Raw genomic sequence first — 14,178 nt, 5'->3', positions numbered from 1 at the left:
TTTATTTAATAATATATCATCTAAATAAATATTTTTCATATTGTATTTATTTTGACAATATTTCTTTAAATACTATTATCGTTGTTTTATTTGACAAAAAATTAGAGAAATTATATGAAAAAAGTTATTTATATTTCAAACTCAGATAGTCAAAGTATAGAAGTATGGAATTTATATAACAATGGCAGCATAGATTTAATACAAAAAGTAGAAATATACAGTCAAGTTCAACCTATCAATATTATTAAAAATAAAAAATTATTATATGCTGGAATTTCAAAAGATAATCAAATTATTACTTTTAATATAGATAAAAATGGTTATCTTAATAAACAACATGCAATTTCTTTTCCAGGAAAAGCGAACTATCTTTCTTTTGATCAAAATAAGAAATTACTATTTTGTAGTTCTTATCATTCTAATACTCTTATTGTGAGCCGATTAGATAAAAATGGAATTCCTCATAATCCTATTCAAATTATTTGTAATATACAAGGTTGTCATGCTGCTAAAGTAAATTACAAATATAATGTCTTATTTGTTACATCTCTAAAAGAAGATTGTATTTATTTGTATTATTTAACTGATTTTGGAATATTAAAAAATACTGAACAAAAAATACTTTATACTCAAAAACAATCTGGACCACGTCATATTACTTTCCATCCAAATCAAGATTTTTTTTATACTATTAATGAGTTAAATGGAACTGTAGATGTTTGGAAAATTGATAATACAAAAAATACTATTCAAGTAAAAAATATACAAAATATTAATATTACTTCTAATAAATTATTAAAAAATTATTGGTCGTCTGATATTCATTTAACATCATGCGGACGTTTTTTATATGTTTCTGATCGATATTTGAATATTATTTCATTATTTCATATTGATTCTGATAATAAAAAAATTATTTTTATTAAAAGTTATCCAACAGAATTGCAACCTAGATCTTTTTGTATTGATCCCGACAATCAATATTTAATTGTTGCGGGTGAAAAATCTAATAGATTAGCTATCTATGATATTTGCAAAAATACTGGAGAATTAAATCAACTCAATACATATGATACAGGTCATAGACCTATATGGATACTTGTACATAGTTTAGATTAAAATAAATTTATAAAAATAGAAAATCATGATTCAACGCATCTATGATAACATTAGTTAACTTATTTAATGCCTGAGTACTAATAATATAAGGTGGTATAATATAAATTAATTTTTTAAATGGTCTAATCCAAACACCATGTTCAACAAAAAATTTTTGTATTAATAACATATTAACTGAACGGGAACATTCAACCACTCCGATAGCTCCTAAAACACGTACATCAATAACATAAGGGTGATCAATTAATGGTAGTAGACTTGTAGAAAGTTGTTTTTCAATATTATATACTTGTTTTTTCCATATGTTAGTTTTTAATATTTTTATATTAGCATTAGCTACAGCGCATGCTAATGGATTACCCATATAAGTTGGACCATGCATAAAACAATTAGTTTCACTTTGACTAATAGTATTTGCGATGTAACGCGATGTTAAAGTCGCAGCTAAAGTGATTGTTCCACCTGTAATTGATTTTCCTAAGCATAGTATATCTGGAATGACATCAGCATGTTCAAAAGCAAAAATTTTTCCAGTTCTTCCAAATCCTGTTGCGATTTCATCAAAAATCAATGGGATAGAATAATATTCACATAAAATTTTTATTTTTTTTAAGTAAGTGGGATGATAAAAACGCATTCCACCTACACCTTGAACTATAGGTTCTAATATAACTCCAGCGATTTTGTAAGAATTTTTTTCTATTATTTTTGTAAAAGATATAATATCGCTATTATTCCAATTATCGTGAAAAGAAGAAACTGGTGCATCAGCAAATAAATTTTTTAGTAATATATTATGATATATTTTATGAAACGAATTGTTAGGATCAGAAACTGAAATAGCAGCAAAAGTATCGCCATGATAACCATTTCGAATTGTTAAAAATGTTTTTCTTGTTTGACCTAATGATTGCCAATACTGTATTAACATTTTTATTGCTACTTCAATTGATACTGAACCAGAATCTGACAAGAAAACACAATCTAGTTTTTTTGGTGTTAATGATATCAATTGCCGACATAATGCAATTGCTGCAGGATGAGTAATTCCACCAAACATTACGTGTGACATTTTTCTAATTTGTTTTTTTAAAGCTTTATTTAAAACAGGATGATTATAGCCATGTATTGCGGACCACCATGAAGACATCCCATCTATTATATTTTTACCGTTTTTTAATTTTAAATAAACACCTTTAGCAGAAATTACAGTATAGCACGGATGAGGATTAATCATTGAAGAATAAGGATGCCAAATATGTTTATAATCAAAAAGTGTATCAGATTGACTCATAATAATTTATATATAAAATATGAAATAATTCAGTATAAACCTTTAATTAAAGAAAAAACATAATTTTTTTGGAGATGAATATGAAAAAAAAATGGACTGCAGACAAAACAAGAATGCTCTTTGAAAAACCTTTTTTTGAATTGATGTTTCAAGCTCAACAAGAACATAGAAAATATTTCAATCCTAACAGTATACAAATTAGCACACTACTTTCTATTAAAACTGGATCTTGTCCAGAAGATTGTAAATATTGTCCTCAAAGTGCTAGATACAAAACAGATGTAAAAAAAGAATCTTTATTAGAAATAGAAAAAATTATTAATGCTGCAAAAAAAGCAAAATCTTCAGGTTCAAGTAGATTTTGCATGGGAGCTGCATGGAAAAATCCTAAAGAACAAGATATTCCTTATTTAGAAAAAATTATCCAAGAAATAAAAAAGTTAGGTATGGAAACTTGCATGACTTTAGGTTCTTTAAATGATATACAAGCAAAAAAATTATCAAATGCAGGTTTAGATTTTTATAATCATAATTTAGATACATCTGAAAATTTTTATAGTAATGTTGTCACTACTCGCACATATCAAGAACGACTTAATACACTTAATGTAGTACGTAATTCCGGTATAAAAATTTGTTCTGGAGGAATTATAGGATTAGGTGAAAAAAAACAAGATCGTATTGAATTATTAATGACATTATCTAATTTATCTATCCCACCAGAAAGTGTACCTATAAATATGTTAGTAAAAATACCAGGAACGCCAATGGAAAATAATAAAAATGTAGATCCATTTGATTTCATTCGTATTATTGCTGCTGCGCGTATTATGATGCCAAAATCTTATATTAGATTATCTGCTGGACGTAAAAATATGAATGATCAAACTCAGGCTATGTGTTTTATGGCTGGAGCAAATTCTATTTTTTATGGATGCAAACTATTAACTGCAGAGAATCCAGAAGAACAAAATGATTTAAAATTATTAAAAAAATTGAATTTACATCCAGAATATCAAAAATATAATACATCAAAAAAATTTAAATATAATTCTTTAGTTTCATCATTAAAAATTAATAAAAATCAGTACTATAATGCAGATATATCATAAATTAAAAATTTATCTAAAAAATTTTATTATGTATTAAATTGCAACTATAAATGTTTTTAAACAATTTATTTCTTAATAGATTATATATCAGCTGACATTTTCATTAAAAATAATATTATTTTTAAAGTAACTCAATATTATTATATATTATATTTAAAATATAAATAATAATTTATATCGAGTTACTTCATTTACATATTGATTAAATACTAATAACATTTTAATAAAGAATTATTTATTTCATTAATAACAAATTTTTTTAAAAATTTTTATTAATATTAAGTATGTAAAATATTGTAAAATAAAATATCTTTTATTATTTTCCATATTCAAAAAGAAATTAAGACATAATTATGATTAAAAAATTTTTTATTACTGGAACAGATACAAACGTAGGAAAAACTATTGCAAGTAGTATTTTATTAAAAAAAGCTACTTATCATGGTTATAAAACAGCAGGATATAAACCTATTTCTTCAGGAGGTAAAAAAAAATCAAATATTATTTTAAATAATGATACACTGATTCTTAAAAAGAACAGTGCTATAAAATTAAGTAACCAAGAAATTAATCCAATTGCATTTTTAGAAAACGCTCCTCCTCATATTTTAAGTTGTCTTTATAAAAGGGATATTACAAAACAAAATATGTCTTTAGGTTTAAAAAAAATTGCAAAAAAAAGTAATTGGATTATTATTGAAGGTGCTGGTGGATGGTATACCCCATTATCTTATAAAGATACTTTTTCAAATTGGGTAAAAAAAGAAAAATTAACTGTTATTATTGTAATTGCAATTAAATTAGGATGCATAAACCACGCTATTTTAACAGAACAAGCTATTTTTTCAGAAAACATACAATGTGGAGGTTGGATAGCCAATAATATTGTTCCAAATAATCAATATAATATACATTATATTCAAACTTTATTAAATTATATTAAATCTCCTTTTTTAGGTGAAATTCCATATTTAAAAAATAAAAATAAAATTGATTATAATAAAATTAATATAATACTACCAAAATAAAGTTGAAGATGATTTTTAAATTAAAACATGCAAAATTATTATTTTTTAATAAATTTTAAAAATTTTTTTAATTAAATATAAACAGGATATTTTAGACACATTTCTAATACTTTTTGTTTGATATTAAAAATATTTTTTTTATTATTAATATCATCTAAAATATCAGCTATCCAGTTCACTACATCATATGCTTCTTGTTCTTTAAAACCACGTCTAGTAATAGCAGGTGTTCCAATACGTATACCTGAAGTAATAAAAGGACTGTTTAAATCATTAGGTATAGTATTTTTGTTAACAGTTATATTAGCTTTACTTAAGGTAATATCAGCATCTTTTCCAGTGATGTTTTTATTAGTTAAATTAATTAAAAAAAGATGATTGCAAGTATTATTAGAAACAATACTATATCCTCTTTCTAAAAATCTTTGAACCATACTTTGAGAATTTTTCACTATTTGTTTTTGATATATTTTAAATTCGGGTTCTAAAGCTTCTTTAAATGCAATAGCTTTTGCAGCGATTACATGCATTAATGGTCCTCCTTGTGCACCAGGAAAAACTGATAAATTTATTTTCTTATACAAATCATCACTTCCATTTTTAGCAAGAATTAATCCACCGCGAGGACCTGCTAATGTTTTGTGAGTAGTACTAGTAACAACATGTGCATAATCAATAGGATTTGGATAAATTTTTGCTGCTATTAAACCAGCAACATGAGCTATGTCTACAACGAAATAAGCATTCACTGTATCTGCAATATCACGCATTTTTTTCCAATCACAAATTCCAGAATATGCTGAAAAACCACCAATAATCATTTTAGGTTTATTTTTTTTTGTCAAACGTAATAATTCTTCATAATCAATAATTCCGTTGTTATCTACACCATATGAAATAACATTATATATTTTACCTGAAAAATTAACAGAAGAACCATGAGTTAAATGACCTCCATGTGATAATTTCATACCTAATATTGTATCACCAGGTTTTAATAATGCTGTATAAACAGCAAAATTTGCTTGAGATCCAGAATGAGGTTGAACGTTAGCAAAATCAGCATTAAATAATTTTTTTGCTCTATTAATAGCTATTTCTTCAATAATATCTACATATTTACAACCACCATAATAACGTTTTCTAGGATATCCTTCTGCATATTTATTTGTTAATTGCGAACCTTGTGCATACATAATATAATTACTAGTATAATTTTCTGACGCAATTAATTCTATATGATTTTCTTGTCTTATTTTTTCTTTTTCTATTGCATTCCATATTTCTGGATCATATTTTGAAAAATTTGTTTTATTATTCAATGTCTTGTCCTAAATATTAAATTTAACTAAAAAATTATTTGAATATATCTTTGATTTTTATCATTAACTCATTTTTCATAAGAAAATATTCTGTATTTTTTTTTACATCTTTCACTATAAAAATTTTTTTTTTAATTTTTTGATTATTTATTAAAATAATAATTTTTGCTAAAGAATTAATAGCATTTTTTATTTTTTTTTTTAAATTTTGTTTAAAAAAATTAATAAAGACTTTTAATTTTGGATAGACATTTCTTATTTCTTCAGATAATTCTATTGCATGATGTTTATCATTATCTTCTATAAAAATAATGTAAATATTAATTTCTTCTAATTTTTTAGAAAAAATTTTTTTTAGTTGAATAAGCAAAATTAAACGTTCGATTCCAATTGCAAATCCTATAGCAGAAGTTTTTTTTCCTCCCATATCTTGTACTAAAGAATCGTATCTACCTCCCGCACAAATAGTATTTTGCGATCCTAGTTCTGTGCTTATCCATTCAAATACTGTATTATTATAATAATCTAATCCTCTAATTAAATAGGGATTATATTTATATTTAATACCATAACAATCCAGCATATTACATAAATTTTTAAAAGAATTTTTAGAATGAGAACTAATATATTTACTTAATAATGGTGCATTTTTTAATATTTTTTTTACATTGTGATTTTTAGTATCTAAAATTCGTAAGGGATTAGTATATAATCTTCTTTTGCAATCTTCATCTAATAGATGTTCATATTTTTTTAAAAAAGAAACTAATTCTTTTTTATATTCAAAACGTTCTTGTTTAGAACCAATATAATTAATTTCTAATTGTACATATGAACCAATTCCAATTTTTTTCCATAAACGATTAATTAACATAATCATTTCTAAATCAATATCTTCAGTATCTAAACCAAATACTTCTGCTCCTAATTGATGAAATTGACGATATCTTCCTTTTTGAGGTCTTTCATAGCGAAACATTGGACCCATATACCAAAATCTATTATTTTTTTTCTTTAATAAATTATTTTGTATTATAGCTCTAACACAACTTACTGTACCTTCTGGACGTAAAGTTAAACTACTACCTTTTCGATCATTAAAAGAGTACATTTCTTTTTCTATCACATCAGTAATATCCCCTATAGCTCTTTTAAAAATAGCAGTTTTTTCTAATAAAGGTAATCTAATTTCTAAATAACAATAACTAGTGAGAACTTCTTTTAATATTGTTTCTACATAATTCCATATTATTAATTCTTGAGGTAGATAATCATGCATACCCCGAATTGATTTTATTTCTTTTTTCACTCTTTTCTCTTATTTCAAATATTAATAAATAAAAATTAATTATGATTTTTTTTTAAATTATTTAATTCGTTTACTTTTTTTCTAATTTTTTTTTCCATTTCTTCTATAATATTTTCATTTTTTATTTGATGTTTTTGACGTATTCCATTTGTATATAATGCACTTTTTTTATAACCCCCTATTAATCCTAATGTTGCTGTTTTTGCTTCTCCTATTCCATTAACAATACAACCAATAATAGAAATATCTAAAGGTATAGAAATATCTTCTAATTTTTTGTCCAATTGATTTACCACATTAATTACATCAAATTCTTGTCTAGAACAAGTTGGACAAGCAATAAAATTAATTCCTCTTCTTCTTATTTTTAAGGTTTGTAAAATATCAAAAGCCACTTTTATTTCTTCAATCGGATCAGCTGCTAATGAAATTCTTAATGTATCTCCTATACCTTCTAATAATAAAAGCGATATACCTATTGAAGATTTTACAGTTCCATTTCTTAATCCGCCAGCTTCTGTGATACCAATATGTAAAGGTTGTGTAATTTTATTACTAAGCATTCGATAAGAATCAACAGCTAAAAATACATCAGAAGATTTCACACTAACTTTAAATTGATTAAAATTAAAATTATCAAAATATTCAATATGCCTTATAGCTGATTCTACTAAAGCTTCTGCAGTGGGGCTTTTATATTTTTTTAATATATCTTTTTCTAATGATCCTGAATTCACACCAATGCGAATGGGAATATTCGCATCTTTTGCACAGTTAATAACTGCTGATATTCTCTTTTTATTACCAATATTACCAGGATTGATTCTTAAACAATCAGCTCCATATTGTATAGCTTTCAAAGCTAATCTATAATCGAAATGAATATCTGCAATTAATGGAATGTTAATTTTTTTTTTAATGATTTTAAAAGATTCAGCAGCTTCTAAAGTTGGAATAGAAACACGAACAATATCAGCTCCTATTTTTTGTAAAGCTAAAATTTGTTTTATTGTTTCTAAAGTATTTGAAGTTTGGGTATTAGTCATAGATTGTACTGCAATAGGTGCATTATTTCCAATAGGAACTTTTCCGATATAAATTCGATCAGATTTTCTTCTATTAATCTTGTTATATTTATTCATAATATTTTAATTGAGTATTGTTTAAAAAAATAAACATTATAAAATCAATAATTATTTAATAGTATTTATTTTTTTTCCAGTTAATTGACCACATGCAGCATTAATATCTTGTCCTCTATTTTTTCTAATAATTACAGTAAATCCTTTTTTTCTTAAAATGTTTGCAAATGTATTAATTCTATCAATATTACTACATAAAAAAGATGAACCAGGGAATGGATTCCAAGGAATTAAATTAATTTTACTAGGTATATTTTTTAATAAATCAGATAATTGTTCAGCATTATCATTTGAATCATTAATTTTATTAAGCATGACATACTCTATTGTAATTCCTCCTCTATTAGCAAAAGAAGATTTTAAATATTCTTTTGCTGCATTTAAAAGAGAATGAATATTATATTTTTTATTAATTGGCATAATCAGATTTCTTATATAATCATTTGGAGCATGCAAAGAAATTGCTAAACAAACATCAATCATATTTTTTAATTTTTCTAGTGCCGGAACAATACCTGATGTAGATAAAGTAACACGACGTTTCGATAAATTAAAACCATATTCATCTAGAATGATTTTTAGTGCAGATACAACATTATTTAAATTTAATAAAGGTTCACCCATACCCATAAAAACTATATTAGTAATACGGTTTGCAATATTTTTTTTTTTAAGTATATTATTTGCTTGCCAAATTTGAGAAATAATCTCAGATACTTTTAAATTTCTTTGAAAATTTTTTTGTCCAGTAGCACAAAAATGACATGTTAAAGGACATCCAATTTGTGAAGATACACATAAAGTAGAACGTTTTTTTTCTGGTATATAAACTGTTTCTATTTTTTGATTATTAATATCAGTAATCCATTTAATCGTACCATCAGAAGAAATTCTTTCTTCTATAAATTTTGATGAAAATATTATAGATTTTTTATATAATTGATTTCTTATTTTTATACTAATATTAAACATCTTATTAAAATCAGTACAAGAATGATGGTAAATCCACTGCATAATTTGTTCTGTAACAAAACTTTTAGCTCCTAATGAAAAAAGAAAATTTCTTAGGTTATCACGATGTAAATCTAATAAGTTAATTTTAGATTCAAACATTTTATTTATATACATATTTTTATATACTGTAAGCTAAAATATATAATTATAAAATCATTATTTTATATTTCATAATAATATTATATTATAAATGAATTAATTTTAATTACATATTAAATATATGTAAAATATGTTAATATTTTAATAATTTTTACACGAACTATAGGAGATTTTAATGCGTCCAATGTTAAATATTGCCATTCGTGCAGTACGACAAGGAGGAAACTTTATTATTCAAAATTATGATACACGTAAATTTATTAAAGAAGATCAAGAAAAAAAGAAAATTTTTATCAAAAATATTATATATCACACTAACAAAATAATCAGTAATATTATATATAAATCTTATCCTCATCACATTATTTTAAAAAATAATAAAGATATTTTATTAAATCAGCATGAAAAAAATACTATTTGGTTAATTAATGAATTAGATGGTAAAAAAAATTTTATTAAGTATTTTCCACATTTTTGTATATCTATTGCTATTATTATAAAAAATATCACCGAAATTTCGGTAATATATGATCCTATAAAAAATGATTTATTTACAGCTGTAAAAGGACAAGGTTCACAATTAAATGGTTATCGAACAAGATGCAGTAATATAAATACTTTAGATTCTACTACAGTTGCAATACATTTACCTAGAAAAATGCCTAATCACAGATTATCATATGTTCAAATATATCAACAACTAATTTTATGTGGAATTTCTTTGAGATGCACTGGTTCTGTTCTACTCGATTTAGCTTATGTGGCAGCAGGAAAAATAGATGGTTTTTTAGATTTTAATTTAAAACCAACATGTATTATAGCAGGTGCATTGCAAGCTCGAGAATCAGGTTGTTTAATTAGTAATTTTCAAAGAACAAGTGAAAATAATCATGATTGCTTTGGAAATATTATTAGTAGTCCAAAGTTTATTAGATTAATTACAGAAAAAATAAAAAACTATTAAATATTTAAAATAAAAAAATTTTATTTATTTAAAACATACCATTTATTATCACGAAATATAGCTGACCAACCGGTAAATTTTCCTTTTTTTTTAGAAGCAACATAATATTCTTGATTCTTTCTATTAAAACATACTATTGTCTTATTTTCTTGATCATCTCTTATGGGGGCAGTAGATAAGTAGTGTATTTTTTTAGGCAATAAGTGTTGAAATTTAGCTAGTTCTTCTACAAATGGAGATCTAGTTTCACGTGATTTAGGAAAATTATTTGCAGCGAAAAAAATACCAGAAATACCTTCTCGTAACACAAACCATGCATTAGATTTAGTACATAATAATTCTGGAAATGGAATAGGTTCAATTTTTGGAGGGGATATATCACCATTAGGTAAAATTTTTCTTGTATTTTTGCATTTTTGATTAATACATATAAAAAATTTTCCAAATCGACCTATTTTTAATGTCATATTACTATGACATTTTTCACATTCTACAATTTTAGTTAAATAAAGAGGACTATTAAAATTTCCTGTTTCAATTTTATAACCGATACAACTAGGATTATTAGTGCAAATATGTAATTTCATTTTTTCATTAATAAAGTAACTATTCATAAACATATGACATTTTTCACATTTATTAATTGATTGAGAATGTAATTTTGTTTTTTTATAGTTAACTTCTTTGATATTATTTTCTATAACAAGATCATCTTCTATTAAAACAAGATCGATAGTGTTTTTGCAACGTTTTTTAAGTTCAGAATTATTATAGCCTGAACAACTTAAAAAAACACCAGTAATAGCATTTTTTATTCCCATTTTTTTAAAACAATAAGAACATTCGATAGAAGTTAATACCATAGTATTGAGTTCCATACCACCTTCTTCTGGTAATTTTTTAGCTTTTTCTAATTGTATAGAAAAATCTTTAAAAAAATTATTTAACAAAGTAGTCCATATCAGTTTATTTTCTGCAATTTGATCAAGTTTTTTTTCCATATTCGCAGTAAAATTATAATCAACTAAATTGCTAAAACTTTTTTTTAATCTTACAGTTAATATTTCTCCTATTTTTTCTGCATAAAATTTATTATTTTTAATTTTAACATATCCTCTTTCTTGTATTTTAGATACAATAAAAGAATAAGTAGACGGTCTTCCAATGCCTTTTTTTTCTAATTCACGAACTAAAGACGCTTCTGTAAAACGTGGTAGAGGCTTGGTAAATTTTTGATTAATTATAATTTCGTCAAGAAGTACTGAGTGACCTACATTAAACATAGATGTTTTAAAAATTGTTTCGTTGTTTTTTTTGAAAATTTTTGTCCAACCATCATATAAAATAATTTTTATTTTTTTTTGTAATTTAAATAAATTAGACTGAATAATGATATTAATAGATTGATATTTAGCTGATTTCATTTGAGAAGATATGAATTGTTTCCAAATTAATCTGTATAATTTCTTAGCATCAGCATTTAAAATATTTGAATTTATATTTTGTATTTCAATATTTGAAGGTCTAATAGCTTCATGAGCTTTTTGAGAAGATTTTTTATTAATATGTATATTAAATTTTTTAGGTAAATAATTTTTTCCATATTGTTCTTGTATATATACACGGGCTTTTTTTAATGCATAATTACTTAAATAATAAGAATCAGTTCTTATATAAGTTATATAACCTTCTTCGTATAATTTTTGTGCTAAAAACATTGTTTTTTTCACACTAAAACCTAAAGATAAACTAGAAGATTGTTGCAAAGTAGAAGTGATAAATGGTACAGGTGGTTCTTCATAAATAATTTTTTTTTCAAGTTTTTTAATAAAAAATGAAGATTGTTTAATTTTGTCTATTGCTAAATTGACTTCATTTTTATTTTTAGGGTAAAATTTTTTATTATTAAAATGTGTTATATCCATAATAATCTTATGTTTATCTTTGAATAAAAAAGATACATATACTTTCCAATATTCTTCAGATATAAAATTTTTTATAATATTTTCACGTTCTGCGATAATACGTACTGCTACAGATTGAACACGTCCTGCAGATAAACCTTTAGAAATTTTTTTCCATAATAAAGGTGAAATCATATAACCTACAATTCGATCCATAAAACGACGTGCTTGCTGTGCATAGACTTGATTCATGTTAATATCAATAACATTTTTAAATGCTTTTTCAATAGAATGTTGTGTTATTTCGTTAAATACTACACGACTAAATTTAGAAATATCACCACCTATCACTTCTTTTAAATGCCAAGCTATTGCTTCTCCCTCTCTATCTAAATCTGTAGCAAGATATATATGATCAACTTCTCGAGCAATATTTTTCAACTCAGAAATAATTTTTTCTTTTCCAGGTAAAATATAATATTCAGCTTTCCAATTATTATGAGGATCAATACCTATATTTTTAATAAAAAAATTTTTTTTACTATTTTTCAAAAAAGGGTTTTTTTTAGTTTTAATGTTATTTTTATATTGATTTTTCAATTTATTAGTTATTAAATCTCTTATATGTCCTATACTAGATTTGACGATATATTCATGACCTAAATATTTATTTATAGTTTTTGCTTTTGCTGGAGATTCTACTATAACAAGAGATTTTGACATATTTTATCCGATAAATCATACTAAATTATATGGATTGAAACTATAAAAAAAAGTATATATACTTAGTTTATGATAAATTTTTTTATATTTTGAATATATTAATAATGTTTATAAAAAAATATTTTCAATAAAAATGTTTCTACTTTATTCAAAAATATTTTAGCTAAACGTTCTGATATTTTTGTATTGTAAGTATATTTAATATTTAATAAATTATATTTTTCCATTTTAGATAGTAATATATCATCACTCGTACCAATTTGATCTACTAATTTTTTTTTTAAAGCAATGGTTCCAAACCAATGTTCTCCATTAGAGACATCTTCAATATTCAAATTAGGTCTCATATCTTTAATAAAGTTTTTAAAAAGTGTATGTGTAATATTTAATTCTTCACAAAATTTATTTCGATTTTCTTCTGTATTGTTTCCAAACATTGTTAAAGTACGTTTATAATCTCCTGCGGTATGAAGTTCAACATCTATATTGTATTTTTTTAGTAATTTATTAAAATTAGGTATTTGGCCTACTACACCAATAGAACCAATTATTGCAAATGGAGCTGAAATAATATAATTCGCAACGCATGCCATCATATATCCACCACTTGCTGCAATTTTATCTACGGATACAATTAAATATATTCCTTTTTGACGTAACCTATTTAACTGTGAAGCAGCTAATCCGTATCCATGAATAACTCCTCCTGAACTTTCTAAACGCACTAAAACTGCATCATCTTTTTCTGCTACTGATAGTATGGCAGATATCTCTTCTCGTAATCCTATCACTTGATTTGCATACACATCACCTTTAAAATCTAAAATATATAATGTTTTATTTTTATATGTTTTTTTATTATTTCTATTTTTTTCTTTTTTTTGCCATATTTTTTTTTCAGATTTAGTCATTTTAGATAATAAAATATTATTTTTTATTTTTTTATAATCATTATCTAGTAAGGTAATTTTTAATTTATTTTTGATTTTGTTTTTTTTGATTGTATTAAATAATATTAATATAAAAGCACTAATTATGATCCAAGTTATAATTTTAGATAAGAATAATTCATAATTTATAAGTAAATTCACAAAATAAACCTTTTAAAAAAAATGGAAAAACTTTTTATCATCAAAAATATAAAAAGT

General features: G+C 23.9%; 11 protein-coding genes. 4 read left to right on the top strand and 7 right to left on the bottom strand.

What is annotated here, in order from left to right; genetic code table 11:
• Nucleotides 1–114: 114 nt before the first annotated feature.
• Entirely contained in the window at nucleotides 115–1,119 is a 1,005-nt protein-coding gene (pgl, locus tag D9V74_RS01375) for a 6-phosphogluconolactonase (protein ID WP_158362596.1), read from the top strand.
• 7 nt (nucleotides 1,120–1,126) lie between these two features.
• Here pgl and bioA read toward each other — a convergent pair whose 3' ends face one another.
• On the bottom strand, nucleotides 1,127–2,413 hold the full coding sequence (bioA, locus tag D9V74_RS01370; protein WP_158362594.1) for an adenosylmethionine--8-amino-7-oxononanoate transaminase: 1,287 nt from the start codon (nucleotides 2,411–2,413) through the stop codon (nucleotides 1,127–1,129).
• An 80-nt stretch (nucleotides 2,414–2,493) separates the two neighbouring features.
• On the opposite strand from bioA, the gene bioB reads away from it, so the two are divergent.
• Both bioB and bioD read left to right on the top strand, forming a co-directional pair.
• Nucleotides 2,494–3,525 (top strand): biotin synthase BioB, encoded by a 1,032-nt coding sequence (gene bioB, locus D9V74_RS01365; protein WP_158362592.1) that lies wholly within the window; start codon nucleotides 2,494–2,496, stop codon nucleotides 3,523–3,525.
• Nucleotides 3,526–3,878: 353 nt separating this feature from the next.
• Entirely contained in the window at nucleotides 3,879–4,553 is a 675-nt protein-coding gene (gene bioD, locus D9V74_RS01360) for a dethiobiotin synthase (RefSeq protein ID WP_158362590.1), read from the top strand.
• A 71-nt stretch (nucleotides 4,554–4,624) separates the two neighbouring features.
• Here bioD and glyA read toward each other — a convergent pair whose 3' ends face one another.
• From glyA to rlmN, 4 genes are read right to left on the bottom strand one after another with little or no spacing between them, the layout of a single operon-like run.
• Complete coding sequence (gene glyA, locus D9V74_RS01355) at nucleotides 4,625–5,875, bottom strand: serine hydroxymethyltransferase (RefSeq protein WP_158362588.1); 1,251 nt, start codon at nucleotides 5,873–5,875, stop codon at nucleotides 4,625–4,627.
• A gap of 34 nt (nucleotides 5,876–5,909) precedes the next feature.
• Nucleotides 5,910–7,184 (bottom strand): histidine--tRNA ligase, encoded by a 1,275-nt coding sequence (hisS, locus tag D9V74_RS01350; protein ID WP_158362586.1) that lies wholly within the window; start codon nucleotides 7,182–7,184, stop codon nucleotides 5,910–5,912.
• Nucleotides 7,185–7,219: 35 nt separating this feature from the next.
• Nucleotides 7,220–8,326, bottom strand: coding sequence for a flavodoxin-dependent (E)-4-hydroxy-3-methylbut-2-enyl-diphosphate synthase (ispG, locus tag D9V74_RS01345; RefSeq protein WP_158362584.1), 1,107 nt, complete (start codon nucleotides 8,324–8,326; stop codon nucleotides 7,220–7,222).
• 51 nt (nucleotides 8,327–8,377) lie between these two features.
• Nucleotides 8,378–9,439 (bottom strand): 23S rRNA (adenine(2503)-C(2))-methyltransferase RlmN, encoded by a 1,062-nt coding sequence (gene rlmN, locus D9V74_RS01340; RefSeq protein WP_261979368.1) that lies wholly within the window; start codon nucleotides 9,437–9,439, stop codon nucleotides 8,378–8,380.
• 175 nt (nucleotides 9,440–9,614) lie between these two features.
• Here rlmN and D9V74_RS01335 point away from each other — a divergent pair, with 175 nt between their 5' ends.
• Complete coding sequence (locus D9V74_RS01335) at nucleotides 9,615–10,403, top strand: inositol monophosphatase family protein (RefSeq protein WP_158362580.1); 789 nt, start codon at nucleotides 9,615–9,617, stop codon at nucleotides 10,401–10,403.
• Between the two features lie 20 nt (nucleotides 10,404–10,423).
• On the opposite strand, the gene topA is transcribed toward D9V74_RS01335, so the two are convergent.
• Both topA and sohB read right to left on the bottom strand, forming a co-directional pair.
• A complete protein-coding gene (gene topA, locus D9V74_RS01330) occupies nucleotides 10,424–13,030 on the bottom strand; it encodes a type I DNA topoisomerase (RefSeq protein ID WP_158362578.1) in 2,607 nt (868 codons plus the stop codon).
• Between the two features lie 98 nt (nucleotides 13,031–13,128).
• A complete protein-coding gene (gene sohB / locus D9V74_RS01325) occupies nucleotides 13,129–14,121 on the bottom strand; it encodes a protease SohB (protein WP_158362576.1) in 993 nt (330 codons plus the stop codon).
• Nucleotides 14,122–14,178: the final 57 nt, after the last annotated feature.

Source organism: Buchnera aphidicola (Macrosiphoniella sanborni) (genome assembly GCF_005080885.1).
Classification (GTDB): Bacteria; Pseudomonadota; Gammaproteobacteria; order Enterobacterales; family Enterobacteriaceae; genus Buchnera; species Buchnera aphidicola_AU.
Note: the sequence above shows the minus strand (reverse complement) of the source record. Positions and strands in the feature narration are given on the sequence as shown.

What these genes read in the sequence shown, in the direction of transcription:
- bioA (WP_158362594.1), bottom strand. Translation starts at nt 2,413, where the DNA reads ATGAGTCAATCTGATACACTTTTTGATTATAAACATATTTGGCATCCT.
- bioD (WP_158362590.1), top strand. Translation starts at nt 3,879, where the DNA reads ATGATTAAAAAATTTTTTATTACTGGAACAGATACAAACGTAGGAAAA.
- topA (WP_158362578.1), bottom strand. Translation starts at nt 13,030, where the DNA reads ATGTCAAAATCTCTTGTTATAGTAGAATCTCCAGCAAAAGCAAAAACT.
- rlmN (WP_261979368.1), bottom strand. Translation starts at nt 9,439, where the DNA reads ATGTTTGAATCTAAAATTAACTTATTAGATTTACATCGTGATAACCTA.
- bioB (WP_158362592.1), top strand. Translation starts at nt 2,494, where the DNA reads ATGAAAAAAAAATGGACTGCAGACAAAACAAGAATGCTCTTTGAAAAA.
- pgl (WP_158362596.1), top strand. Translation starts at nt 115, where the DNA reads ATGAAAAAAGTTATTTATATTTCAAACTCAGATAGTCAAAGTATAGAA.
- ispG (WP_158362584.1), bottom strand. Translation starts at nt 8,326, where the DNA reads ATGAATAAATATAACAAGATTAATAGAAGAAAATCTGATCGAATTTAT.
- D9V74_RS01335 (WP_158362580.1), top strand. Translation starts at nt 9,615, where the DNA reads ATGCGTCCAATGTTAAATATTGCCATTCGTGCAGTACGACAAGGAGGA.